The sequence below is a fragment of the Streptomyces sp. HNM0575 genome (assembly GCF_012726265.1).
Lineage (GTDB): Bacteria > Actinomycetota > Actinomycetes > Streptomycetales > Streptomycetaceae > Streptomyces.
Window position 1 is genome coordinate 35946 of sequence record NZ_JAASAG010000001.1, and the last position, 25819, is coordinate 61764.

The 25819-nt window shown below is 70.0% G+C and carries 21 protein-coding genes; 16 read left to right on the forward strand and 5 right to left on the reverse strand.

The window, feature by feature from the left end; translation table 11 throughout:
• Positions 1 to 330: 330 nt before the first annotated feature.
• Entirely contained in the window at positions 331 to 612 is a 282-nt protein-coding gene (locus HCC61_RS00150) for an HU family DNA-binding protein (RefSeq protein ID WP_028433116.1), read from the forward strand.
• A gap of 173 nt (positions 613 to 785) precedes the next feature.
• On the opposite strand, the gene murA is transcribed toward HCC61_RS00150, so the two are convergent.
• Positions 786 to 2105 carry a UDP-N-acetylglucosamine 1-carboxyvinyltransferase gene (gene murA, locus HCC61_RS00155; protein ID WP_169133160.1) on the reverse strand — a complete coding sequence of 440 codons (1320 nt, stop codon included), beginning with the start codon at positions 2103 to 2105 and terminating at the stop codon, positions 786 to 788.
• A gap of 366 nt (positions 2106 to 2471) precedes the next feature.
• Between murA and HCC61_RS00160 the strand changes: the two genes are divergently transcribed.
• The 13 genes from HCC61_RS00160 (at position 2472) to HCC61_RS00220 (ending at position 20379) form a co-directional block, all read left to right on the forward strand.
• Positions 2472 to 3146 carry a YqgE/AlgH family protein gene (locus HCC61_RS00160; RefSeq protein ID WP_169133161.1) on the forward strand — a complete coding sequence of 225 codons (675 nt, stop codon included), beginning with the start codon at positions 2472 to 2474 and terminating at the stop codon, positions 3144 to 3146.
• A gap of 11 nt (positions 3147 to 3157) precedes the next feature.
• The gene (locus HCC61_RS00165; protein ID WP_169133162.1) at positions 3158 to 3463 is read left to right on the forward strand and encodes a DUF3039 domain-containing protein; all 306 of its coding nucleotides are present in this window, start codon (positions 3158 to 3160) and stop codon (positions 3461 to 3463) included.
• A 484-nt stretch (positions 3464 to 3947) separates the two neighbouring features.
• Positions 3948 to 5282, forward strand: coding sequence for an extracellular solute-binding protein (locus HCC61_RS00170; protein ID WP_169133163.1), 1335 nt, complete (start codon positions 3948 to 3950; stop codon positions 5280 to 5282).
• On the forward strand, positions 5279 to 6301 hold the full coding sequence (locus tag HCC61_RS00175; RefSeq protein ID WP_346776947.1) for a sugar ABC transporter permease: 1023 nt from the start codon (positions 5279 to 5281) through the stop codon (positions 6299 to 6301). Before HCC61_RS00170 ends, HCC61_RS00175 begins: the two co-directional genes overlap by 4 nt.
• 41 nt (positions 6302 to 6342) lie before the next feature.
• Positions 6343 to 7212 (forward strand): carbohydrate ABC transporter permease, encoded by an 870-nt coding sequence (locus tag HCC61_RS00180; RefSeq protein WP_346776948.1) that lies wholly within the window; start codon positions 6343 to 6345, stop codon positions 7210 to 7212.
• Between the two features lie 143 nt (positions 7213 to 7355).
• A complete protein-coding gene (locus HCC61_RS00185) occupies positions 7356 to 9119 on the forward strand; it encodes a beta-N-acetylhexosaminidase (RefSeq protein WP_346777006.1) in 1764 nt (587 codons plus the stop codon).
• 485 nt (positions 9120 to 9604) lie between these two features.
• The gene (locus tag HCC61_RS00190) at positions 9605 to 10465 is read left to right on the forward strand and encodes an FAD binding domain-containing protein (RefSeq protein ID WP_240968326.1); all 861 of its coding nucleotides are present in this window, start codon (positions 9605 to 9607) and stop codon (positions 10463 to 10465) included.
• The gene (locus HCC61_RS30370) at positions 10462 to 12744 is read left to right on the forward strand and encodes a (2Fe-2S)-binding protein (protein ID WP_240968327.1); all 2283 of its coding nucleotides are present in this window, start codon (positions 10462 to 10464) and stop codon (positions 12742 to 12744) included. Before HCC61_RS00190 ends, HCC61_RS30370 begins: the two co-directional genes overlap by 4 nt.
• Positions 12745 to 13018: 274 nt before the next feature.
• Entirely contained in the window at positions 13019 to 15349 is a 2331-nt protein-coding gene (locus HCC61_RS00200; protein ID WP_169133164.1) for a molybdopterin cofactor-binding domain-containing protein, read from the forward strand.
• Between the two features lie 139 nt (positions 15350 to 15488).
• Positions 15489 to 16820, forward strand: coding sequence for a hypothetical protein (locus tag HCC61_RS00205; protein WP_169133165.1), 1332 nt, complete (start codon positions 15489 to 15491; stop codon positions 16818 to 16820).
• 432 nt (positions 16821 to 17252) lie between these two features.
• The gene (locus HCC61_RS00210; RefSeq protein ID WP_169133166.1) at positions 17253 to 17582 is read left to right on the forward strand and encodes a hypothetical protein; all 330 of its coding nucleotides are present in this window, start codon (positions 17253 to 17255) and stop codon (positions 17580 to 17582) included.
• 21 nt (positions 17583 to 17603) lie between these two features.
• Entirely contained in the window at positions 17604 to 19004 is a 1401-nt protein-coding gene (locus HCC61_RS00215; RefSeq protein WP_169133167.1) for a hypothetical protein, read from the forward strand.
• Positions 19005 to 19119: 115 nt separating this feature from the next.
• Positions 19120 to 20379: a S8 family serine peptidase gene (locus HCC61_RS00220; RefSeq protein WP_240968328.1), complete on the forward strand. Its 1260-nt coding sequence runs from the start codon at positions 19120 to 19122 to the stop codon at positions 20377 to 20379.
• Between the two features lie 182 nt (positions 20380 to 20561).
• Here HCC61_RS00220 and HCC61_RS00225 read toward each other — a convergent pair whose 3' ends face one another.
• From HCC61_RS00225 to HCC61_RS00240, 4 genes are read right to left on the reverse strand one after another with little or no spacing between them, the layout of a single operon-like run.
• Positions 20562 to 21668: a hypothetical protein gene (locus HCC61_RS00225; RefSeq protein WP_169133169.1), complete on the reverse strand. Its 1107-nt coding sequence runs from the start codon at positions 21666 to 21668 to the stop codon at positions 20562 to 20564.
• Positions 21665 to 22387 carry a hypothetical protein gene (locus tag HCC61_RS00230; protein WP_169133170.1) on the reverse strand — a complete coding sequence of 241 codons (723 nt, stop codon included), beginning with the start codon at positions 22385 to 22387 and terminating at the stop codon, positions 21665 to 21667. The genes HCC61_RS00225 and HCC61_RS00230 overlap by 4 nt, the downstream gene beginning before the upstream one ends.
• A 10-nt stretch (positions 22388 to 22397) precedes the next feature.
• Positions 22398 to 23645 (reverse strand): putative T7SS-secreted protein, encoded by a 1248-nt coding sequence (locus HCC61_RS00235; protein ID WP_206321915.1) that lies wholly within the window; start codon positions 23643 to 23645, stop codon positions 22398 to 22400.
• A gap of 17 nt (positions 23646 to 23662) precedes the next feature.
• A complete protein-coding gene (locus tag HCC61_RS00240; RefSeq protein ID WP_169133171.1) occupies positions 23663 to 23953 on the reverse strand; it encodes a hypothetical protein in 291 nt (96 codons plus the stop codon).
• A gap of 146 nt (positions 23954 to 24099) precedes the next feature.
• On the opposite strand from HCC61_RS00240, the gene HCC61_RS00245 reads away from it, so the two are divergent.
• Entirely contained in the window at positions 24100 to 25053 is a 954-nt protein-coding gene (locus tag HCC61_RS00245; protein WP_169133172.1) for a sugar nucleotide-binding protein, read from the forward strand.
• Between the two features lie 9 nt (positions 25054 to 25062).
• The gene (locus HCC61_RS00250) at positions 25063 to 25803 is read left to right on the forward strand and encodes a hypothetical protein (RefSeq protein WP_169133173.1); all 741 of its coding nucleotides are present in this window, start codon (positions 25063 to 25065) and stop codon (positions 25801 to 25803) included.
• Positions 25804 to 25819 lie beyond the last annotated feature (16 nt).

Here is a 25819-nt window from a genome sequence, read left to right on the forward strand (position 1 = left end):
CGCTCACCGCGTGGTGGCACGGCGCGTCGCGAGGTGCAGGGTTACGACGCCCCCTCTAGGGTTGCGGCAGACACAAGCCTGTGGGGCGTCAGCACAGCGCGGCCCGTCGCCGCCGCTCGTGTGACTCCGCAGCTGTCAGCACGTTCCGGATTGGCTTTCCCGCCACACGTAGGGGCAGGATTCGTTCCCAGGGGACTTCGTCCTGGGGATTCCCCAAAGGGGCGGGAGGGTCTCAAAGCAGACCCTGGTCAGGGGACTGTCCGAGGGCCCTGGCAGCATCGGCTTCGATCTCACGCCTCATCGGCAAGAAGAACACGGGAGTAACGAGTTATGAACCGCAGTGAGCTGGTGGCCGCTCTCTCCGAGCGCGCCGAGGTGACCCGTAAGGACGCCGACGCCGTTCTGGCCGCCCTCGCCGAGACCGTCGGCGAGGTCGTCTCCAAGGGCGACGAGAAGGTCACCATCCCCGGTTTCCTCACCTTCGAGCGCACGCACCGTGCGGCCCGCACGGCGCGGAACCCGCAGACCGGCGACCCGATCGAGATTCCGGCCGGGTACAGCGTGAAGGTGTCGGCCGGCTCGAAGCTCAAGGAATCCGCCAAGGGCAAGTAAGCGGCCCAAGGGGCCGGGAACGGCTGCCGGCCGCTCCGGGCCACGTAACACGAGGGCGGTCACCCCAGTGAGGGTGACCGCCCTTCGTGTGTGCTCAACTACGTTGTTTTCCGCGTGAATTCCGCGTGATATTCAGCACTCGCCGGGGGCTTGCGGGCGAACGCACCGGCCGTTCAGGGCCGTTCGGCTTTGGCGCCGAGTTCGGCGAGTTTGTTCATGAAGTTCTCGTAGCCGCGGTTGATCAGGTCGATGCCGTGCACGCGGGAGGTGCCCTGGGCGGCCAGCGCCGCGATCAGGTACGAGAAGCCGCCGCGGAGGTCGGGGATGATCAGGTCCGAGCCCTGGAGCTTCGTGGGGCCCGAAACCACCGCGGAGTGAAGGAAGTTGCGCTGCCCGAAGCGGCAGGCGGAGCCGCCGAGGCACTCGCGGTAGAGCTGGATGTGGGCGCCCATCTGGTTCAGCGCGGAGGTGAAGCCGAGGCGGGACTCGTAGACCGTCTCGTGGACGATGGACAGCCCCGTCGCCTGCGTGAGGGCGACCACGAGCGGCTGCTGCCAGTCGGTCTGGAAGCCGGGGTGCACGTCGGTCTCCAGCGCGATGGACTTCAGCGGGCCGCCCGGGTGCCAGAAGCGGATCCCCTCGTCGATCACCTCGAAGGCGCCGCCCACCTTGCGGAAGGTGTTGAGGAAGGTCATCATCTCGGGCTGGCTCGCGCCCCGTACGAAGACGCTGCCCTCCGTCGCGAGCGCCGCGCTGGCCCACGAGGCGGCCTCCAGGCGGTCGGGGAGCGCGCGGTGGGTGTAGCCGCCGAGCTTGTCGACGCCCGTGATGCGGATCGTGCGGTCCGTGTCCATCGAGATGATCGCGCCCATCTTCTGGAGGACGCAGATGAGGTCTTCGATCTCGGGCTCGACGGCGGCGTTGCTCAGCTCGGTGGAGCCCTCGGCGAGGACAGCCGTGAGCAGCACCTGCTCGGTGGAGCCGACGGACGGGTAGGGCAGCCGGATCTTCGTGCCGCGCAGCCGCTGCGGCGCCTCCAGGTACTGGCCGTCGGCGCGCTTCTCGATCGTCGCGCCGAACTGGCGCAGCACGTCGAAGTGGAAGTCGACGGGACGGCCCCCGATGTCGCAGCCGCCGAGGCCCGGGATGAAGGCGTGGCCCAGGCGGTGCAGCAGCGGGCCGCAGAAGAGGATCGGGATGCGGGAGGAGCCGGCGTGCGCGTCGATGTCGGCGACGTTGGCGCTCTCGACGTGGGACGGGTCGAGCACGAGCTCGTCCGTCTCCTCACCGGTGGTCACGGTCGTGCCGTGCAGTTCCAGAAGGCCCCGCACGACCCGCACGTCGCGGATGTCGGGGACGTTGCGCAGCCGGCTCGGCTCGCTTCCCAGCAGCGCTGCGACCATCGCCTTCGGAACGAGGTTCTTGGCGCCACGGACACGGATCTCGCCATCGAGCGGGGTGCCGCCGTGGACAAGCAGGACGTCGTCGGTCATGGGTCTCCGCGTTCCTGAAGACGGTTCGGGGCAGGTGACTTGAGGCTCGGTGCGCCTCGGGTGCCCCTGGAGAAGCCCGGGGCAAGGACGAAGCACAATCGTAATGGTCCTCGCGCACGCCCGCGTAAGGACAGTGAGGACCGCGGCGTCCCGGCACGCGGAAAATCTCACGGTGTGTGACTTGAATGTGCCGTTGCGTGACAGGAGTTGCACAAGTGGGCGGATTGTGCGGGAGGTTCGCACAGGGTTCGCGCCGGATCGGCGGAGATTCCGTGCATACGCGGTGACCTGGGCGTACGCCGGGTCCACGGGGACCGATCCCGCCGTTGGCTCACACGAAGGCCGCAGGTGCGGGATCATTGCCACATGACCGAGGTGTCTTCGCTCACCGGGCGGCTGCTGGTCGCCACTCCGGTGCTGGCTGACCCCAACTTCGACCGGGCCGTGGTGCTGCTGCTCGACCACGACGCGGAGGGGTCGCTCGGTGTGGTGCTCAACCGCCCGACGCCCGTGGACGTCGGCGACATCCTGGAGCCCTGGGCGGCCCTCGCCGGGGAGCCCGGCGTGGTCTTCCAGGGCGGGCCCGTCTCGCTCGACGCGGCGCTCGGAGTCGCCGTCGTGCCGGCCTCGCAGGACGGCAGGCGGGCCACGGTGGACCGCGGTGCCGTACGGGACGGTGCCGGCGGGCCCGCGGACCGTCGCGATCAAGGGCACGAGGGATACGAGGACGACGAGGAGAGCGCCGACGGACCGCTGGGGTGGCGCCGTGTCCACGGCGCGATCGGCCTGGTCGACCTGGAGGCGCCGCCGGAGCTGCTCGCCGCCGAGCTGGGCTCGCTGCGCATCTTCGCCGGGTACGCCGGCTGGGGTCCGGGGCAGCTGGAGAAGGAGCTGGCCGAGGGCGCGTGGTACGTGGTGGAGTCCGAGCCGGGCGACGTCTCGTCGCCGTCGCCGGAGCGTCTGTGGCGGTCCGTGCTGCGCCGTCAGCGCAGCGAACTGGCCATGGTGGCCACATACCCGGACGATGCCTCGCTGAATTAGGCTTGGTCCGCATGAGCACTCTTGAGCCTGAGCGCGGTACGGGCACCGGCACACTCGTCGAACCGACGCCGCAGACGTCGCACGGAGACGGCGATCACGAGCGGTTCGCCCATTACGTCCAGAAGGACAAGATCATGGCGAGCGCCATGGACGGCACGCCCGTCGTCGCGCTCTGCGGGAAGGTCTGGGTCCCCGGGCGTGACCCGAAGAAGTACCCGGTCTGTCCCATGTGCAAAGAGATCTACGAGACGATGAGCTCCGGCGGCGACAAGGGCGGCGGCGGCAAGGACGGTAACGGCAAGGGCGGCGGCAAGTAGCCGTCCCCGCCTGCGGAACGGCCGCGGAGACGGCCCGGTCGCCGGGCCGCCTCGCCGTTCACGGGCCCGCGGTCCGGTAGCACGGCGGCCTCCGTGGCTCGCCGTTCCCGGTTCTTCGCCACCCGGCCGGTTTCCGCGGTTCGCCGATTCCCGCGCTTCGTCGATCCCCGTAGTTCCTCGTTCGGTCCGTCGTGCGGTCGCCGGGCTCCGGCGGCCGGACGCGGTCCCGCGAGTGTCCGTCCGCGGGCCCGTCCGCTCACCGCGCAGCAAGGCTCATGGCGCGCCCCGTCCGTCCCCTCAGCGGGACGGGCGGGGCGCGTCGGCTTGTGCGGGGGCGGGCGGTGGCCGGTGCGCTTCCGTGAGTGCTTCGGGACGCGCACAGGGAACGGATTGGTTGAGACCTATTGCCGGGCGGGTCGGCGGCTCGTAATCTCCTGAGCGGTTGTGCGACGCGGAACTTGCGTTGCGAATTCTGCAACGCCCTATGAGGGTTGGGGGACTCGCCGTGAAGTCGGCCGTACGAACTGCCTCACGTCTGGCGGCACTTGCGCTGCCGCTCGCGCTGACCGGGACGCTGCTCGCGGGCTGTGCGCCGTCCACGTCCGGTGGCGGACCGCAGAAGGACGAGAAGACCGGCACGCTGCGGGTGTGGCTCTTCCGCGAGGTCGGCAACGAGCCGAAGAAGCGCGTGGTCGACGGCGTGGTGCGGAAGTTCGAGAAGCGCCACGACGGCGTGCGCGTCGATGTGCAGTACATCCCCGTCGACAGCCGCGCCGAGAAGATCAAGGGCGCCTTCAACGATCCGGCGTCGGCGCCCGACGTGATCGAGTACGGCAACACCGACACGGCCGGGTACGTCGAGAACGGCGGACTGGCCGACGTGAGCGACGAGTTCGCCGACTGGCCGCAGGCGCGCGACCTGGACCCGACGGCGAAGAGGTCGGTGACCGTCGACGGCAAGGTCTACGGCGCGCCGCTCTTCGTCGGCGTCCGCGCGCTGTACTACCGCACCGACGTCTTCGACGACCTCGGCATCGAGACGCCCCGTACGCTCGGCGAAGTCGCGGGCGCCGCACGGCGGATACACGCGAAGCGACCCGGCATGTACGGCCTCGCCGTGGGCGGCGCGGCGACCTACACGGCGATGCCCTTCATCTGGGCGCACGGCGGGGCGCTCGCCGCGAAGAAGCGGGACGGCACCTACGCCGCGGCCGTCGACGGTGCCCGCGCGAAGCGCGGAATCGCCGCCTACACGGACCTGTTCGGCGACGACAACTGTCCTGCCGCGAAGTGCGCGCAGATGGGCGGCAACGACAACGTCGAGGCCTTCGCCGCGGGCAAGGCCGGAATGGCCGTCGCGGGCGACTTCAACCGGCAGGCCATGGAGGACGGCAAGGCGAAGGGCCACTACGACGTGGTGCCGCTTCCCGGCACCGGGCGCGGCAGCATCGCGCCCGCCTTCGCCGGCGGCAACAACGTCGGCGTGCTGAAGAGCACTTCGCACCGCACGCTCGCCGTCGCGCTGATGCGGGAGCTGGCGGGGAAGGACACGCAGCGGCGGCTGTTCGACGCCATGGGGTTCCTTCCGACGTTCACGGACGTACGTGAACAGGCCGCGAAGAAGGAGCCGTTCGTCAGGCCGTTCGTCGAAACCCTCGACGCGGGAACGGAGTTCGTGCCCGCGACGCCCGCGTGGACGGAGATCGACGCGGGCCTCGTGCTGCCGACGATGTTCCAGGAGATCGCCGGCGGCAAGCGCGGCGTGGACGAGGCCGCGCAGCGGGCGGCGCGGAAGATGGACGAGGCGTTCGCGGAGTGAGCGCCTTCGCGCCCGTGCACCGGCCCGCTCCGTCCTCCTCCTCGTCCGCGTCCCCGCACGGGTCACCGTCCGGGCCGCCGTCGCGCACGCGATATGGGCGCTGGTGGACCGGCCGTACTCCCGAGGCGTCCGGATCGCGGGTACGGCAAGGGCGCTGGACGCCGTGGCTGTATCTGGCGCCCGCGCTCGTGGTGCTCGCCGCGCTGCTCGTCTACCCCGTCTACCAGCTCGGGCTGATCTCGCTGCTCGAATACACCCAGGCGCAGGTCAGCGGCGGCGAACCGACCTCGTTCCAGGGCCTGGGCAACTACGCGGAGCTGTTCTCGGACGGACAGTTCTGGCAGGTGCTGCTGGCGACGGTGCTCTTCGCCGCCGCCTGCGTGGCGGGCACCCTCACGGCGGGCTGTGCGCTCGCGGTGCTGCTCACGCGCGTACGGGCGGCGCCGCGGCTGCTGCTGATGCTGGCGGCGCTGGGTGCGTGGGCGACGCCCGCCGTCACGGGCTCCACGGTGTGGGTGTTCCTCTTCGACGCCGACTTCGGGCCCGTCAACAGGGTGCTGGGGCTGGGCGACTTCTCCTGGACGTACGGGCGGATGAGCGCCTTCGCGCTGGTCTTCCTGGAGGTGGTGTGGTGCTCGTTCCCGCTGGTGATGGTGACGGTCTACGCGGGCATCAGGGCCGTGCCCGAGGAGGTGCTGGAGGCGGCGGCGCTCGACGGGGCCTCGCAGTGGCGCACTTGGCGCAGCGTGACCGCGCCGATGCTGCGGCCGGTGCTGCTCGTCGTGACGATCCAGTCGGTGATCTGGGACTTCAAGATCTTCACGCAGATCTATGTGATGACGGGCGGCGGAGGCATCGCGGGACAGAATCTCGTGCTCAATGTGTACGCGTACCAGAAGGCGTTCGCGTCCTCGCAGTACAGCCTCGGCTCGGCGATCGGCGTCGTGATGCTGCTGCTTCTTCTCGCCGTCACGCTGGTCTATCTGCGGCTGCTGCGGCGCAGGGGCGGTGAGTTGTGAGAACGGCGGTCGCGGTACGTCGTGCACGGGCCGGGCGGCGCGTGCGGACCGGCGGCATACGGCCGGGCATACGGCGGGGCAGGCCCTCGACGAGGCTGTGGCGGGCGGCGGCGGAGATCTCGGCGGTCGCCGTCGCGCTCGTCGTCGCCTTTCCCCTTTACTGGATGGTGCTTTCGGCCTTCAAACCGGCCGGGGAAGTGCGCTCCGCACACCCCGTTCCGTGGACGCTGAATCCCTCGCTGGAGTCGTTCCGGCGCGTCTTGGGGCAGCAGGACTTCGGCCGCTACTTCCTCAACAGCCTGCTGGTCGCGGGCACGGTGGTGGCGGCCTCCGCCCTCATCGCGTTTCTCGCGGCGACGGCGGTGACGCGTTTCCGTTTCCGCTTCCGTACGACGCTGCTGATCCTTTTCCTCGTGGCGCAGATGGTGCCGGTCGAGGCGCTGACCATTCCCATGTTCTTCCTCATGCGGGATTTCGGCGCCCTCAACTCCCTTGTGTCGCTGGTGCTTCCGCATCTCGCCTTCTCGCTGCCGTTCGCGGTGTGGATGCTGCGGGGCTTTGTGAAGGCGGTGCCGGACGCGCTGGAGGAACAGGCCGTGATCGACGGTGCGAGCCGCGCGCGGTTCCTGTGGCAGATCCTCTTCCCGCTGGTCTTTCCAGGGCTCGTCGCCACCAGCGTCTTCTCGTTCATCTCCACGTGGAACGACTTCCTCTTCGCCAAGTCGTTCATCATCTCCGCCACCGAGAACTCAACCCTCCCCATGGCCCTGCTGGTCTTCTTCGACACCGAAACCCCCGACTGGGGCGGGGTGATGGCCGCCTCGACGGTGATGACCCTGCCCGTGCTGGTCTTCTTCGTCCTCGTGCAGCGCCGCCTGGTCTCCGGGCTCGGGGGCGCGGTGAAGGACTGAGGCGGCCGCAACGGCCGCTCGACGAAAGGTGATTGCGAGTGCCGCGCGAGCCGTACCGGGACCTCGTACCCGCACCCCGTTCCGTGGCCGCCGGGCGCCGGCCCGGCGGCGACGGCGGCGACCGCGGCGACGGCCGGGAGTTCGTGCTCGGTCCGCATACGGCGCTCGACGAGGGGCCCGGCACGTCCGGCACCGCACGCTGGCTGCGTACCGTGCTCACCCCGGCGACGGGCCTGCCGCTGCTGCCGCCGTACGCGGTGCCGTATTCGACGCCGTACGCGACGCCGCACTCGATGCCGTCCGCGGGCGCCCACGATGCCGGTGACGACTCCGGCCACCGCGTGATCGTGCTCCGTACGGACGAGGACGTCGCCGCACGGCTCGGCCCGGAGGGCTATGAACTCCACGCCGCCCAGGGCGCGTTGCGCATCACCGGAGGCGGCCCGGCCGGGGTCTTCTGGGGCGCGCAGACGCTGCGGCAGCTGCTCGGCCCGGACGCGTACCGGCGAGCGCACACGGGGGAGCCGCGGACCCGGCGGATCCCCGCTGTGCACATCGAGGACGCTCCCCGCTTCCCCTGGCGCGGTCATCTCCTCGACGTGGCACGGCACTTCATGCCGAAGGACGGCGTCCTGCGCACCCTCGACCTGCTCGCCGCGCACAAGCTCAACGTCCTGCACCTGCACCTCACCGACGACCAGGGCTGGCGCGTCGAGATCCGCGGACGGCCACGGCTGACCGGGGTGGGCGGCGCACGGGACCGCAGCCGCGTCGGGCACGGCGGCCGCCGGCCGGGGACGGCGCCGCTGTGGGACGAGCGGGCGCACGGCGGCCGGTACAGCCAGGACGACCTGCGGGAGATCGTCGCCTACGCCGCCGAGCGGCACATCACCGTCGTACCCGAGATCGACGTACCCGGGCACTCGCAGGCCGCGATCGCCGCGTACCCGGAGCTCGGCAACACCGACGTCGTCGACACCGCTGCTCTCGGGGTGTGGACGGAGTGGGGCGTGAGCCCCAACGTGCTGGCCCCCGGCGACCACGTGCTGCGCTTCTACGAGGGCGTGCTGGAGGAGGTGCTGGAGATCTTCCCCTCCCGCTTCGTCCACCTCGGCGGCGACGAGTGCCCCAAGGACCAGTGGCGTGCTTCGGCCGCCGCGCAGGCCCGCATACGGGAGCTGGGACTCGACGGCGAGGAAGGGCTCCAGGCCTGGTTCATGGGGCACTTCGACCGTTGGCTGACCGCACGCGGTCGCCGCCTCATCGGCTGGGACGAGATCCTCGAGGGCGGCCTCGCCGAGGGCGCCGCCGTCTCCTCCTGGCGCGGCCGGACCGGCGGTATCGCGGCCGCGCTGGCCGGGCACGACGTGGTGATGTGCCCCGAGCAGCAGGTGTACCTGGACCACCGGCAGGACGCGGGAGAGAGCGAGCCGGTGCCGCTCGGGTACGTGCGCACGCTCCGCGACGTCTACGAATTCGAGCCCGTGCCCCCGGAGTTGGCGGGAACTTCGTACGAACGTCATGTGCTGGGCGCGCAGGCCAACATGTGGACCGAGTGCGCCGAGAACCAGCAGCGCGTCGACTACCAGACCTTTCCGCGGCTGGCCGCCTTCGCGGAGACCGTCTGGTCGCCGCCGGCGCACGGCGGCTCCGGTCCTGCCGGTCCTGCCGGTGACGCCGGTCCTGCCGGTGACGCCGGTCACGAGGCCCTGGCCGGGCGGGACTTCGCGGACTTCGAGCGGCGCATGACGGACGCCCACTACGCACGACTGGACGCGATGGGCGTGGACTTCCGCCCGCCAGGGGGCCCGCACCCGTGGCAGCGACGGCCGGGCATCGTGGGACGGCCGCGCTCCGGACCGGAGGAAGCTGCGCCGCGCGCCGGACCGGAGGGCGGGCCCGCATGACCTTCCCCATGACACCCCGCACGGCCTCCCGCGGAAAGCCGTGCACGGCCTTCCGTACGAGCCGTACGAGCCGTACGAGCCCCCGCGGGACGTCCCGCGTGATCTCCGGCACGGGCGCCCGCCCGGCCTCCCGCGTGAACCGCCGTGTAACCGGGAGTGGCCACCATGGTCCGTAGCACGAAAGTCCGCACGGCAGCGGCGATCCGCACAAGAGTCCCCGAGAGTGCTGATTCCGGGCCGTCCCTTGTGAGCTGGGGATTACCGGTTCTCGTTCCGGACATGGGACGAGAGTGATGTCAGCTGACGGAACAGCCCATACCGGGCCCCCGCTCCGACTGCCCGCCGAGATGTGCCAGAGTTGCCTCGTCCGACCGGTGAGCACGTACCGTACGGGCACGGCAGCCGGGTCGACCGGGGAAGGGGCGGCTGGATTGAGCACGCAAGCACAGCATGAACAACATGCGCCACAGGCTGTGCCGTCGGTCATGCTGCCCACCACACTCGACGAGGCCGTGGCCGCGCTCACCGCGGTGCCCGCGGCGGTGCCCGTAGCCGGCGGCACGGACCTGATGACCGGGGTCAACGCCGGGCATCTGCGCCCCGCCGCGCTCGTGGGCCTCGGACGCATCAGCGAGATCCGCGGCTGGCAGTACCTGGACGGGGAGGCGCTGCTCGGCGCCGGCCTCACCCACGCCCGCATGGGACGCCCCGACTTCTCCGCCCTCATCCCCGCGCTGGCGGCGAGCGCACGCGCCGCCGGGCCGCCCCAGATCCGTAACGCCGGCACGCTCGGCGGCAACGTCGTCAGCGCCCACCCGACCGGCGACACCCTGCCGGTGCTGGCCGCGCTGGAGGCCACGCTCGTCGTCGCGGGCCCGGAGGGCGAGCGGCGGGAGATCCCGGTGAGCCACCTGCTCGCGAACGTGGACATGCTGCGGCCCAGCGAGGTCGTCGGGCATGTCAGGGTGCCGCTGCTGCACGCGCCGCAGACCTTCCTGAAGGCCACGGGGCGTACGGGACCCGGCCGTGCCATGGCCTCCGTCGCGGTCGTGCTCGACCCGGTGCGGCGCGGGGTGCGCTGTGCGGTCGGCGCGGTGGCCCCGATGCCGCTGCGTCCGCTGGAGGCCGAGCGCTGGATCGCGTCGCTGATCGACTGGGACGGGCAGCGCGGGCTGGCCCCCGAGGCGCTCGCCGCGTTCGGCGACTACGTGGCCATGGCCTGCATCCCCGACCCCGCCCCCGCCGAGGACGGCGGAGAGGCTCCCGCACTTCCGCCCGCGGCCTTCCACTTGCGGCGTACCGTGGCGACACTGGCCCGCCGAGGACTCGGGAGGGCGCTCGCATGAGCAACGGCAGCCCGCACGATCCCAACGCCCACAGCGACGGGTACGGGCAGGGGTACGCGGACGCCTACGGCGGCGGATACGGCGAGTACTCCGAGTACGGGGGCTACGGCGAATACCCGGAATACGGACCGGAGTACGGCTCCGAATACGGCGATTACGGGGACTACGGAGAACAGCGGCAGCACCACCTGCAACAGCATCAGCAGCACCCGCATCAACAGCACCCGCATCAGCAGCACGGGCACCCGCAGGCGGGGCAGCAGCAGTACGCCTCGTACCCGCAGGACGTCTCGTACCCGCAGGAGGGCTGGGGCGGCGAGTCCGACCAGGACGCCACCGCCTTCGTGCAGTTGCCCGCCGGTCCGCTGCCGCCGCCCGGCGCCGGAGTGGACGCCTGGGGTCCGCTGGCCGCGCCCGGCACGGGTCAGGGCGGCTACACGCCGCCGCCGCTCGACCCGGCGGAGGTCGCGGGTCAGGACCCGGGCGGGCAGGCCGTGCCGCCGCCCGCGGAGGGCGGCCCCGCGTCCGGCGGGCAGTGGGCGATGCCGTTCGGCGAGGACCCGGCGGCATACGGTCAGCAGCAGTACGGCGGGCAGTACGAACAGCACCCGCAGCACCCCGGGCAGCACGACCAACAGCCGGGCATGCCTTCGGCGTTCGGCGACCAGGGCGACCCGGGTGGTCAGGGCGGTCCGGGTGATCAGGGAGGCCAGGGCGGTGCCGGTCCCACCGGACAGGGCGCCGCCGCGGCACTCGCGGGCTCGCACGAGGCACGTACGCGCCGGCCGCTCGGCACGGGCGGCGGCGCGGCCACCGACGAAGCGGAAGCGATAGGACCCGGCCCGCAGCCGGGCGGTCCCGCCGCTCCGCAGCGGCCCGCGGCACAGCAGTCTCCCGGGGGAGGCGCGGCGGGTGGGGCGGGTGCGCCGAACCCCGCGGGCGCCCACTTCGCGGAGGCCGAAGCGGAGGCGCACGCCCGGCGGCAGGTGCCGTTCGACGGGCATGAGCACGAGGCCGTGCCCACCGCTGGCACCACCCCCGGCACCCCCGGCACCGCCGCGGGTCCCGGCGCGTTCCCGGCGCCCGGTGACGGCCCGGACGCTTACACGGCCCGGCCGCACGAGAGCGACGCGACCCCCGGTGCCGGCACGGGTACCGGACTCGGCGGCGTCGGCCTCGGCGCGGGCGCCGCGCCCTTCGACGACGGCGGAGTTCAGGACGGCCGTACCGAGGACGACGGAGACACCGGGGAGGGCGAGGCCCGCCCGATGGGGACCGTGCGCTCCGGGCTTCCGTTCACGCCGTCGTCGGGCACCGGCAGCGTGACGGTCCCGGACCTCGGAGACGCGGGCGCCGCCGGCGACGTCGCCGACACCGCCGGAAGCAGCGCGGCGGGCAGCGCCGTCGCGGACGCCGGGTCCCCGCCGGACGCCGCCCGCTTCGACGCGGGCGCTCAGGACCACGGGCCCGAAGCCCACATCGGCACCGGGACCGGCCCCGGTGCCGGTACGGGCGTCGGCCCCGACCCGGCGCAGACCCGGGCCCCGGACGCAGCTACCCGTGAGCCCGCCCCGGAGCCCGGGGAGCGCGGCCAGGGCGAGAGCGCCACCGACGCCGAGGTCTCCGAGGAACCCCCTCTGGAACTCGCCCCCGAACTCGGCGGCGAACACCCCCACGTCTCCTACGTCCTGCACGTCAACGGCGTCGACCGCCCGGTCACCGACGCCTGGATCGGCGAATCCCTCCTCTACGTACTGCGCGAGCGCCTCGGCCTGGCCGGCGCCAAGGACGGCTGCTCGCAGGGCGAGTGCGGCGCGTGCTCGGTGCAGGTCGACGGCCGTCTCGTCGCCTCGTGCCTCGTACCGGCCGCGACCGCCGCGGGCAGCGAGATCCGTACGGTCGAGGGCCTCGCCGCCGAAGGCGTCCCCTCCGACGTGCAGCGTGCGCTCACCGAATCGGGCGCCGTGCAGTGCGGCTTCTGCGTGCCCGGACTCGCCATGACGGTCCACGACCTGCTGGAGGGCAACCACGCGCCCAGCGAGCTGGAGACCCGCAAGGCGATCTGCGGCAACCTGTGCCGCTGCTCCGGCTACCGCGGGGTGCTCGACGCCGTACGTACGGTCGTGGCCGAGCGCGCCGAGCAGGCCGCCCGCGAGGAAGCCGAGGCGGAGGCCGAAGCGGAGGCGTACGAACGGGAGTTGGCGGAGGCGTCGGCACGCATCCCGCACCAGGCGTCCCCCGGCGGCACCGGGCAGTACCCGGGGGGAGGCGGCGCATGAGGCACGGGGACACCCCGGCGGCGCTGCCGGCCCGGGCACCGGCACGGGACGCACGGGCACGGGATCACGTACAGGCACGGGCACTTGACCACGTACGAGCGCGTGACCACGTACGGGCGCGTGACGACGTACGAGCACGTGACGACGTACGAGCGCGTGACCACGTACAAGCACAGACACAGGCACAGGCACGGCGACAGCCACAGGAACAGGAGCAGGAGCACCGCGTGCGGGGACGACGCGCCGGCGGCCGACGCGGGAAGGCAGCAGCGGCATGACCAGCACGGCCGACGGCCCCGGCGCCGTCACAGCGACACCGGCGCAGGGCACGCCGCTGCCCGACGGCCCCGAAGGCGGCCCCGTCACCCACGGAATCGGCGCGTCCCTCCCCTCCGCCGACGCGCCCTCCAAGGCCGAGGGCACCTTCCCCTACGCCGCCGACCTGTGGGCCGAGGGCCTGCTGTGGGCCGCCGTGCTGCGCGCACCGCACCCGCACGCCCGAATCGTCTCCATCGACACCGAAGCCGCGGCCGCGCTCACCGGCGTGCACGCCGTCGTCACCCACGAGGACGTTCCGGGCGACGCGGGCCACGGCCGCAGGGTCGCCGACCAGCCGGCCTTCGCCCGCGACATGGTGCGCTACTACGGAGAGCCCGTCGCCGCGGTGGCCGCCGACCACCCGGACACCGCGCGCCTGGCGGCGGCGGCCATCGCCGTGGAGTACGAGCCGCTGGAGGCGGTCACCGACCCGGAGAAGTCCTTCGAGGCCGAACCGCTGCACCCTGACGGCAACTTGATCCGCCACATCCCGCTGCGCTTCGGCGACCAGGAGGTCACGGGCGACGTCGTCGTCGAGGGCCTCTACCGCATCGGCCGCCAGGACCCGGCACCCATCGGCGCCGAGGCGGGCCTGGCGGTGCCGCGCCCCGACGGCGGCGTGGAGATCTACACCGCCTCCACCGACCCGCACACCGACCGCGACCTGGCCGCCGCGTGCTTCGGACTGCCGCCCGAGCAGGTCAAGATCGTCGTCACGGGCGTGCCGGGGGCGATGGGCGACCGCGAAGACACCGCGCTCCAGGTGCCGTTGGGCCTGCTCGCGATGAAGACCGGCAGCCCCGTGAAGCTCGCCGCGACCCGTGAGGAGTCCTTCCTCGGCCACGCGCACCGCCATCCGACGCTGCTGCGCTACCGCCATCACGCCGACAGCGAGGGCCGGTTGGTGCGGGTCGAGGCCCAGATCCTCCTCGACGCGGGCGCCTACGCCGACACCACCGCCGACGCGCTCGCCGCCGCCGTCTCCTTCGCGGCCGGTCCGTACGTCGTGCCGCACGCGACGATCGACGGCTGGGCCGTACGCACGAACAACCCGCCGTCCGGGCATGTGCGCGGCGAGGGCGCGATGCAGGTGTGCGCCGCCTACGAGGGCCAAATGGACAAGCTGGCCGCCCAGTTGCAGATGGACCCGGCCGATCTGCGCATGCGCAACGTACTGGCCACCGGCGACCTGCTGCCCATCGGCCAGACCGTCACCTGCCCGGCGCCCGTGGCCGAACTCCTGCGCGCCGTACGGGAGACGCCCCTGCCCGCCCTGCCGAAGGACAGCCCCGAACGCGACTGGCTGCTGCCCGGCGGGCCCGAAGGAGCAGGCGAACCGGGCGCCGTGCGGCGCGGCGTCGGCTACGCGCTCGGCATGGTGCACATGCTCGGCGCGGAGGGCGCCGACGAGGTCTCGACGGCCACCGTGAAGGTCAACGGACCCGTGGCGACGGTGATGTGCGCCGCCGTCGAGAGCGGTCAGGGCTTCACGACGCTCGCCCGGCAGATCGTGCAGGAGACCCTCGGCATCGACGAGGTGTACGTCGCGCCCGTCGACACCGACCAGCCGCCTGCGGGCGCGGGCTCGCACAGCAGACACACGTGGGTGTCGGGCGGCGCGGTCGAGCGGGCGGCGAAGATGGTGCGTACGCAGCTTCTCCAGCCGCTGGCCGCGAAGTTCGGAATGTCGACGGAGCTGCTGACCATCGCCGACGGGAAGATCACCTCCTACGACGGCGTCCTGTCCACGACGGTCGCCGAGGCACTGGAGGACAAGGAGCTCTGGGCCACCGCCCAGTGCCGCCCGCACCCCACGGAACCGCTCGACGAGACCGGGCAGGGCGACGCCTTCGTCGGACTGGCCTTCGCCGCCGTACGGGCGGTGGTCGACGTCGACGTCGAACTCGGCTCCATCCGGGTCGTGGAGATGGCCATCGCGCAGGACGTCGGCCGCGTGCTGAACCCGCGTCAGCTCATCGCCCGCATCGAGGCGGGCGTCACCCAGGGCGTCGGCGCGGCCCTCACCGAACACCTCCGCATCAACCGCGGAGTGGTCCGCCAGCCCGACTTCACGGGCTACGCCCTGCCGACGGCACTGGACGCACCGGACATCCGCATCGTCCAACTCATCGAGGAACAGGACGTGGTGGCCCCCTTCGGCGCCAAGGCCGCCTCGGCGATCCCGGTGGTCGTCTCCCCGGCGGCGGTAGCGGCAGCGGTCCGCGCGGCCACGGGCATGCCGGTCAACCGCCTCCCGATCCGCCCGCAGACGGCGGTGGGGGGCTGAGGGGCGGGACCACGGCAAGATCAGGGCCCCCCGACTTGTGGCGCGAGAGGTTCTTCGCGCGTCTCGGCTTCGCCCGGCCAGCGCGGTCGGCGGCATGGCCGGAGACTCCACGCTGCCAGGTCAGGAAGGACTTCGGATAATGCAGCGTGCCTTGCGCCGCCACGGCCCGTGGCTGTGTGTCCTCGCCCTGGTGGGACTGCTCGTCCAGGGAATGGTGAAGTACGTGGCCTCGGCGCCCCGTTGGGACATGATCGCCTGGACCGCCGTCCTGGCCGTCGCGGCACTGGTGGTGTGGCGCGTGCGCAGGGCTTCTGGCCCGGTGGGGCGCGAGGTGCGTTCCTCACGGTGGCACTACGGGCGGCCCATGATGGTTTTCGCCGGCGCCTTTGCAGCCGCGGTGGTCGGTCTCTTTCTCGGATCGGGGGTCTCTGATCTCACTCCCAAGGTCCAGCGCATCCTCGATGCCGATCCGGTGATCCGCTCGTCGCAGGTGACCGAAGTGACCAGGGTCACCGGCGACGACAGCGGACGAGGCCCGGACCAGCTCTCGTACACCATCCACCATCGGGTCCGATTCGACTCCGGGACGGAGACGGTCGAGAGCACAGTCGACTCCTTCCAGAAGATCTCGCCCGGCAGCACGGTCTGGGTCCTCTACGACCCCGGCAAGCCCGACATCGGCGGGCACACGGAAGAGAGCAGGGACCAGCTCGAAGCCCTGCGGGGCGGGGTCGCCGACTTCTGGTGGAAGCTGATCACGGTCGGGAACCTCGGCCTTGCCGGGATGTTCGTCGCACTTGGCCTGTTCGCCGGCAACAAGTCGGTGAGGGACGGCAGTCGGCGGGGATCGCTCCGGTCCGCTTCAGCCAATGCGGGCCGTACGGGAATCGCCCGCCACCGGGCGCCGGAGCGGACCAATAACCGCAAGGACCGCTCCGAACTCCCCGAAAAAGCCGGCCCGTACGTGGAACTCGCCCTGCTCGACGGAACGGCCGTCCGGCTGTTCGTCACCAAGTCCATCGAACCGGACACACTGGCACGGCAGTTGAGGGAAGGGCACGGCACCCTTTACTGGGACGCCACGCCACCTGTCCGCGGTGCCGACTCGACCTGGGCGCTGTTCGTCCTGGACTCGGGCGAGGAGATCGACGGTGTCATACAGCGCTCCGATGCCTTCGCCTGGCAGATCGCCGGCACGCAGGTCGACCGTGCCGACCCCCGGCCGCTGGAACGTCGCCCAGTCATCCACCCGATCACCTGGCAACCCCGGGTCCAAGCCGCAGCTGTCCCTTTCATCACCACTGCCGTGGCCGCCCTCCTGGCCTACGCGTACCTCGGCTCATGGATCGCCCTCACCGTGGCTTGGGCAATGCTGCCGCTGGCCTCCTTCGCCGTGTACATCGCCCGCGGGATGTACCTGGACGAGGCTGTATCCGAACCGCCCTCGGTCGGCATGAACAAGACCCGATAACGCTCCCGACATCCTCTACTCGCCACCGGCGCAGTCCCTAAGTGAGGACTCGATGAGGGCCGCTGACGTGTGTGACAAGAGCAGCATCACGATCCGGTATCGCTGATCCCGTGCAACTGGCCGCCGCCGTGCGGCATTTGCACCCTTTGCTCCGGGGTGCCCGGAGTCCGCTTCGGCTGCTGCCAGCGGGTTCCCGCACGGTGCGGGCAGTACCCGTCCCGGCGGCCGGATTCCGTGCACGGTAGTGCAGGTCACTCTGGGCCGATGACAGACTGTCAGTGGCACTTACTAGGGTGTACCTGATACGCGCGTAAGGCACCATGGTGTACGGCTGTTCGCCCCGCGGCGACTTGGACGGCCGGCACGCACCTGCAAAGCGCAGGGTGGAGCGGCGCAGCCGCATGACGGAGACGGGAACGGGGAGGCGCAGTCGTGGGTGAGATGCGAGTCGACCTCAGTGAACTAGAGGAGACGGTACGCAAACTCGGTCGGGTGACGACCGCCATGGGCGAGTCGGTGACCAAGAGCGAGTACAACACCTTCCTTCCCAAGAATGCGCTGGGCAAGGGCTTCGCCGAGCAGACAGACATCGACAACGCGCACGCGGAGATGAAGTCGCACATCGAGCAGGTCGTCAAGGCCATCCACGAGATGATCGACGACTTCGGCACGAAGACGAAGCACGCGCACGGCCGGTATCAGAACGCTGAGCACGACGCGAAGTACGGCATGGACGGCGGCCGTTCAGGGTCCGGGAACTAACGGTCAGGGGGCGAGGACGACATGGGCGACAACGCTGGGCTGCCGGAGTTCAACGACACCGGCAACATGTGCTACATGGGGGAGGTCAAGACCCCGTTCGCGACCGGGGAAGACCTCGACTCGATGAAGGCGATGCTCGCGGACGCCAACCCGGGACAGGTCCTCGACGTGGCCGACGCGTGGCAGAACATCCACGAACATCTGGCCGGGGGCAGCGGCAGCGTCAAGGGCGACTTCGACAAGGCCGTCGACCACATCCTTCAGCACTGGGAGGGTGAGTCCGCCGACGAGTTCGCCAAGAGGGCGAAGCAGATCAGCAAGTCGATCACCGACTGCGCCACGTACGCCACCCGCACCTCCACCGTGATGCGGAACGTCGGCCACAAGCTGAGCGACATCAAGCCGAAGGTCGACGCGATCGAGAAGCCGAGCGGCTTCGGCAAGGCCATGGACAAGATCGGCGACGGCTTCTCGCGTGACGAGGACTGGCGGGGCGAGATCCATGGCAACCAGGGCGCGCAGAAGGCCCTGGACAACCACGACGGCGGTCTCTCGGCGGGCAAGGAAGAGCAGCTCAAGGCCGCCGCGCACATGGAGAACCTGGCTCTGACGTATACGTCTCAGGCGAAGACGATGGGGTCGTGGAGAAAGCCGCGGCGAGATGACCCGGGGGAGGACTACCCGGGCGATCCCGGTGGAGTGGCTCCGGTCCCGATCGGCGTGACTCCTGACGACGGCGGGTTCGGTGCAGCGGTCCCCGGTGCGTCCAGGACTGGCGGCGCTGTCGGAAAGGGCACGCCCAAGTCGACGTCGCCTGGTGCTTCTGGCACGCCCGCCGCGGCCACGAAGGTGGACGGAGTCTCTGGCGGTACCGCCACGACTCCTCGCCCCGGAGGCGCGGGTTCGGGAGCACCCGCCGGAGGCGTTGCAGGCGCTGGCGGTGCCGCGGGAGCAGGCGCCGGTGGCATGGGTGGCGTGCCCGGAGGTCCGGGTTATGTCGGCCAGGCCGGAGCCGGTCGCGGTGCTGCCGGTCTCGGTGCTCGTGCCGGTCGAGGCGCCGCCGGGCGTGTTCCCGGCGGCCTCGGTGCCGGAGGAGCAGGCGGAGCCGCGGGCAAGGGCGCGGCCGGCGCGGCAGGCCGGGGACCGCTCGCGCGTTCGCGAGGCGGTGTCCTCGACACCCCGCAGCAGGGGAAGGGCGCTGCCAAGCAGGGCGGTCAGGGTCTGCACTCCAGCCGTGGCGGCACACAGGCGGGTGCCCGCGGCAACGCCGGGCGGGGCGCGCTGGGCGCGGGTGCCGCCGGCAACAACTCCCGGCGCAAGCAGGGTGAAACGAGCCAGGGAGAGCGTCCGGACTACCTTGTCGAGGACGAGGAGACGTGGATGCCCGAGCGGCGCGACGTGGCCCCGCCCACGATCGGCTGACGAAGTACCGGCAGACTACGAATTACCGCAAGCTCGGGGGGTGCGGCCATCAGGCCGCACCCCTTCCGCCGGAACAGAGGACTCACAGATGGGCATCACGCGGACTCTGCGCGTCATGAGCAGCGCGGCGCTGGCAAGTGCGCTCGTTTTCGCTTCAGCACCGAACACCGCGGCAGACGACGTCAGAGACAAGCAGTGGGTGCTTGACGCGCTCGATGCCGAATCCATCGGGAAGGTGACTAAAGGCAACGGTGAGACGGTCGCTGTCATCGATGACGGTGTCAACGCCCAGCATCCCGACCTCAAGGGCAACGTACTCAAGGGCAAGGACTTCATCGACGGCGGTCCCGCGACTCCCGAGGGCGGAGACGACCACGGTACGGCGATGGCGGCGCTCATTGCAGGACACGGTCATGGCCCCGGGAGCGCGAGTGGGATCATGGGCCTCGCTCCTGAGGCGAAAATCTTGCCGATCCGCGACGACGCCGGCGGCAAGAACGGCTTTGCCGAGGCGATCAAGTACGCAGTGGATCAAGGCGCTTCGGTCATCAATATCTCTCGCGGAGGGACCAGTTCCAACTCCCTTGACGAGGCTTCGGCGATTTCTTATGCCCTGAAGAAGGACGTGCCGGTTTTCGCCTCAACTGGAAACTCAGGTGGGGAAATTGAGTATCCGGCCGTGAATCCGGGCGCGGTCGCGGTCGGCGGCGTGAACCAAGACGGAACCATTTGGCGGAACTCCAACAAGGGCCCCCAGACGCTCCTGACAGCGCCTGCCACGCGGATCTTCTCGGCCGGCGGGAAGAGCGGCTCCTACCGCAGTGGCACGGGCACGTCCGACTCGACCGCTCTTGCGTCCGCCGCCGCAGCCCTCGTCCGCTCGAAGTACCCCCATCTCACCGCCGGCCAGGTCGTCAACCGCCTGACGAAGACCGCTGAGATGCCCGCCTCCGAGAAGGGGGCGAAGCTCCCCGACGAGCGATACGGTTACGGCGCCATCCGCCCGCTCGCAGCGCTCCAGAAGGACGTCCCGAAGGGCTCCAAGTACGGTCCGCTCTCTCTCCCCGAGGAGCTCAAGAACGACGCAAAGGTCGCCGAGAAGGAGCGGGAATCCAAGGCCCAACAGGCGGAGGCAGACCGGCAGTTCGTGATTCTTTGGACCATCACGGGCATCCTCGCCGTCCTCTTCGTCGGCGGCATCGTCCTGATCGTCGTCGTTGTTCGGCGCCGCAAGAGGAACCGCAACAACGGCCCAGGAGGCCCCGGAGGCCCCGGAGCCGGTGGGGGCTACGCGTACCCGCCCGGGCAGTTCCCGCAGCAGCAGGGGCCGTACGCCCAGCCGACGGCTCCGCCGCAGCAGCCGCCGTACCACTGACGCGACTGACCGGCATCAAGACGGCTCGCGTGGTTGCTTGCGCGAGCAGTATTGATGGCCAGAGGAAGCTCCGCACGGCGCCGGTGCTCCGGACGCAGCACCCCCGCCAGGGCGTGGCTGACGCGTTCTTCGACCGATGCGTCAGCCATACACCTCGCTTCGCTTCGTCTCGTTGTGGCCAGTCATCCGAAATCGTCTGCCACGGCCGTGCTGGACATCCTTGTGCACAGAGCCGTGACTTCGGCGTGCAAGCCGTTGTCCGTGTTCAGCGCGGTCGACACCACGATCCTGTGGGTGCCCTTGCCGAGAGTGAGGACTGTTGGCGCTCCCAACTCTTCGACCTGCCAGCCGAGTTCGGCGAAGCGACTCGCCGTCTCTGCCAGTGACGTAGCGAGGTCCTCTTCCGCCTCGCCGCTGACCTGCCATTCGTGCGTGGTCTCGCACGGCGAACGGTGTCCCTTGGCCGAGCAGTTCGAACATGTGGTGTCGGACAGCCGCTCGGCTTCCGGGGCGAGGCCGGAGAGACCGTTCGCCACAGCCAACGTATCCAGCAACCGGGCCGATATTCGGGTGAGTTGTCGCCTGGCCGACTCGTCATGTCCCTCGTTGCCGGCCCGCTGGAAGCTGCTCTGCTGCGCGAGCGTCGCCGCCTTTTCGACCTCCTGGTCGGTGGTCCAGTCGAGCGTCTTGAGGATCTCGGCGAACATCTCCGAGTAGAGATCCCAGTCTTCGAGTGACGTCGTGCTCATCTCGAAGACAAGCATTTCCGGCTCGCCGGGAAGCGGAACGTAGGCCTGGATCAGGTTCCTTGGAATCACGTGGGACTGGCCGTCGGGCGCTGCGTCCGCGGGCAGCAGGAAGGGCGAGGAACCGACGCGGATCGCCGCGTCCCCCTTCGGCAGCTGGACGGCCTGTACGTCGTCCTCGGGATATGTGCCGCGCAGCGTGGTGACCGTCAGGGCGCAGATCTCCTCAGGCGTGCCGCTTTCCTGCGGAATGCGGTTCGCGATGACGGTCGCCATGCTCGTACGCCCGTCCTGGTCGAGGAAGCAGAGCCCGGCGTACTCCGCCTGTGCGTCCATCAGTTGGCCGGTCTCGCCGAGCAGCATCCGGGCGAATCGGTACTGCTCTTCCGTGCTGCGGTCGGCCAGGATTTCGGTGGCCAGCGAGTGCACCCGCCGAGCCACATCGTCTGCGTCGGTGGCCTGCACAGGGAGGTCCAGAAAGAAGGGCGGCATGATCCAGCCGACCCGCAGACGGCCCCGGGTTTCCAGAGTCTCCGTCCTCATCGTGCGGGTGCGTTCTCCTCCGTGATGTGGAAAGCAGGGATCTGCTCCGTCTGAGGCAGAGTCTCCGGGAACAGGCCGGTGAACTGTGGAAACCCCGGCACCGGGTCAGCGCCCACCGACATCCAACTGCCGTCTGTGAAGCCGAGTTGGAAGCCGTTGGCAGCCAGTTTCGCGTTCGCGTCCCTCGTCCAGGCGAGCTGACGGCGGTCGATGCGCCACCCCACTTCCCCGACGTTCGCGAAGCTCTTCAAACGGAGCCCGGATTGCACGTGCAGAACGAAGAGGCTGTCGTCCGTCACCACCAGGAAGTTGCGGAAACGAGTCTTCGACCTGGGCTGGACCGCCCGTACGAGGGTGCCGCTGATGCTCTCCCACGGTCCGAACTGCTGGCAGGATTCCTGGCCGTCGCCGCTCGCCGACGTGGACTGCCGGCGCAGTTCCTCTCGCCGCTCGTTCGTCCAGGGCTGCAAGGAGCCCGAATCGGTGAGACTCGGCCAGTTCCCCGCACGGCCGAGCAGTGTGCCGACGGCGGCGAGTGGACGCCGCAGTATCGAACCTGGACGCTGCTTCCCCTCCAGGATCCGGGGGCGTCGGGGCCATGGAGTCTCCGGGCCCAGCGAGTCGTCCTTCTGGATGGCAAAGAGACCGCGGACGGCTCGCCCTCCGGTGAACTGCCCTGTCAGGTCCCGCAACTTGGTGGCCTGGGCTTCTTTCGACATCTTCGATACCTCATTTTGCGAGGGCGCTGTGGAACTGCTTGCCGTTCGCGGAAGTCGGGGCGGCAGCCGTCTTGCCGGAGTCGTTCCCGGTCAGGCTGTCCCAGGCTCCGGTCGCGGCACCGTGGACGAACGTGCCGCTCTTCACGGTGATCTGACTGGCCCGGTCGACGGCGGCGGTGACCTTCGGCGCGGTCTTCGGATCGAAGGGCTTCCCGAACATCTTGGCGACCTGCTGCTCCGCAGGCCGGATGATCTTCGCCTGGCTGAAGGACTCCCGAAGACCGTCGCCGACTCCCTTCGCGCCCTGTGCGAGCCGCCCGCCTCCCTTCACGGCAGGGCTTATGACCTGGCCCAGGCCCTTGCCCATCGGAAGGACTCCCAAGGCGTCCAGGCCGACCTTCCAGCCCGGGGTGCCGTTCCCCCGTGCGTTGCCCATCCAATGTCCCGCCATGGCGCCCGCCGCGCAGATGCCGGCCGCCACACCCACGATGCCTCCCGCGACGTTCCCCACCACCGGGATGCACTGGAGCGCCAGCGCTGCCGCTCCCAGCCCTGCGGAGATGTTGGAGAGCAGGTCCGCGTTGTCGACCAGCCAGTCCTTGAAGTCCCGCCAGCCTTCTGAAAGGGCGTCGGTGATACGGCCCCAGAGGCTGAGGTCCGGGGGGTGGTTCTCGGAGGCCTTCAGGATCGCGCGCTCGGCCTCACCAGCCCGGTCCTTCCAGTTCGAGAGGATTCTCTCGCCTTCACGGATGAGTTCGTCCAGGCGGTCGTTGGCCTTGTCCGCTGCCTGTTTGGCACCGTCCAACTCGGCGTTGGCCCGCTCCACTTGCTCCGCGGGCATCACCTTGCCCGCGTACTTCTGGGAAAGCGCCGTGTATTCCTTCGCTTCACGATCGGCCTGCTTGCGTGCTTCGACCGCGTCCGCCTCGGTGCGCTCCGCGCGCCGTTGGAACTCTTGCAGCTTTCCGTGCCAGCTGCGCAGCGCCTTCGCGCAGTCGTGCATGGAATCGGTGCCCTGCTTCAGGTACTTGGGCAGTTCCCCGAGCTTCTTGGTGAACCGTTCGGCGGCCTCGCCCTCCCAGGCACCGCCGCGCTCGCCCACCGACTTGATCAGGTTGTCCAGCTCTTCGAGCTCGTCGCCGACGGCCTTTACGTCCGAGGCGAGGAGGTCGATCGCCTCCGTGTCGCCCTTGGCCGGGTTGAACCCTAGACCGGGCCAACTGCTGTCGTCCTCGATGAACATGCTGCGGTAGGACATGTCTCCCCCGTTCCCGCTCAGCCTTGCCCGTAGGTCTTGGTTTCCTTTTCCTCGCCGGCCTTGTACGCGTCGACGGTCGTCTTCAGCCGGTCCTTGATGTCCTTAGCGCTGTCCTCGATGCGCTTGATGCCGTCCTCCCACTCCGACTGGAAGGTGTCGCACGCTTCGTCGAGGCCGTCGGTGCCGAGCGTCTTCGGTCCGACCTTCTTCAGCCGGGTACGCGCCTGTTGCATCCGCTCGGTGGACTCGCCGAGTTTGTCCACCATCTTCTCGACGCGCGGGATGTCGATTCGGAACTCTCCACCCACAGCTTTGCTCTCCCCGTTGTCGCTGCCCCAGTGGTCGAGGGCCTGGCTCGCGACGCTACATGAGGTGGGTGTCGCGTTATCAAGACCCCTTCGCGCCACGGGCGTTCGCAGCGAAGCGCTGTCCTGTGCTGTCCTACCGTGAAGCGATGAAGGTGTTGATCGTCGGTGGAAGCGGGTTCCTTGGGGCGGAGCTCGTGCGGCAGGCGGTGGGTGCGGGCTGGGAGACGGCTGCGACGTACTGGTCGCGGCCCGGCGGCGATTCCGGAGCCTCGTGGTACGAACTGGACCTCCGCAGCGCCGAGTTCGTGGACGAACTGCTGGCCGAGGTCGCTCCCGCTGCCGTCATCGACGCGACGAGCGGTTACAGCGATTGGTCGGTGACCGCCGACGGCTCCATCCGCTTGGCGATCGCGGCGGTGGCACGCGGTTGCCGCCTGGTCCACGTCTCCAGCGACGCCGTGTTCTCCGGTGCGCGGGTCCACTACGACGAGACGTGCCTGCCCGATCCGGTGACCCCGTACGGTGCGGCGAAAGCCGTTGGCGCCACGTCACTTGGTGCCATGGCGGCCCATGGCGCCGCCAAGGTAGGTGGAGCGAATGTTTCCGCATCCACACTCGTTCTCGACGGTGTCGGGGCTCTGCCCTTCGGGAAGTTCGCCTCGGCAGCGTCGAAGGGCGTGAAGGTCGGGCCACATGGCGACCTGATGATGAAGGGTGCCAACGTCTTCAACAAGGTCGCGGATGCGTCGGGAGGCGTCAGGCCGACGCTGACTGCTGGAAAGTTCGCCAGGTTCGGAGGCGCGGACGATGTCGCGCACTTCAAGCCGACCGGGATTGCAGATCGGGCGAAACTCGCCTGGACGGCTCATGTCGCCCAGGGGTCGGAGACATCCCTCAAGGGGCAGCTCCTCGGCATGCCACTCACCAAAGGCCCGTTGAGTGAACTGCCCAGTATCAAAGCGGCGATTCGTGCGGATGGCACCCTCGATCCGATGTCCTGGTGGTCACGTGGGCCGCAAGCAGCCCTTGGTGCTCGGACATCGATCGTGAGGGGGTACGAGTCCTTGCAGAATGATGCCCCTGCGGCTGGAACCGGTTGAGGAAGGCACATGCAGCAGAACCAATTCGCAATCGAACTACGAGACATCGAACAAGGACCCAAACGTACGTGGCAGACGTTTGTGGAAATCGGGAGCGACCGCAGCCGGCGTCCCGCGGCCTGGATCGTCGCGGGTGATCCTTCCTCTCCGCGTTCTAGCGCTGCTGCCGTGGGATCGGCGAAGCCTGACGGTGGCTCACAGGTGACGTCCAGGGACGTCGCCGCTTCCGTGGCCGCACGGAAAGCAGGCGGATATGCCCCGGGGAAACAGGGGAAGTTCGCACTTCACGCGGCCACGCAGGGACAGGAACTGCTCTGCGTGATCCGCCCCGATCCGAGCGTCGAAGGCGACAGCCGCTCCTACGTCGTGGACGACGCTCAGCGGCAGAACCTGTGCCGGATCCGGAAGGGGAGGTCTGCTTCGGGCCTTCGCCGTGCATGGCATCTCGAAGTGTCTTCCTCCGGGGAGGTCTTCACCGGCTGCCGCGGAACGTTCCTCGGGTGGGCGCTCTTCATCCTGTTTCTTCCGCTATGGATTCCACTGACCCTGATCAGCGTCGTGGTGGGGTTCATGGATTCCGGTACGTGGGACAGCCTGACGTGGCAGCCGCCCAGGCGAACCGTGTGGCGCCGCCGTGGATTGGGCCCGAAGGCTTTGGAATACAAATCGTCGGGATCTCACTGGTACGCGGGTGAGTTGATCGATCGTCGCATCGCCTTTGCACAGACCTTGCTGAGGAAGGTCGGATGAGGCGTGCAGGAGGGGG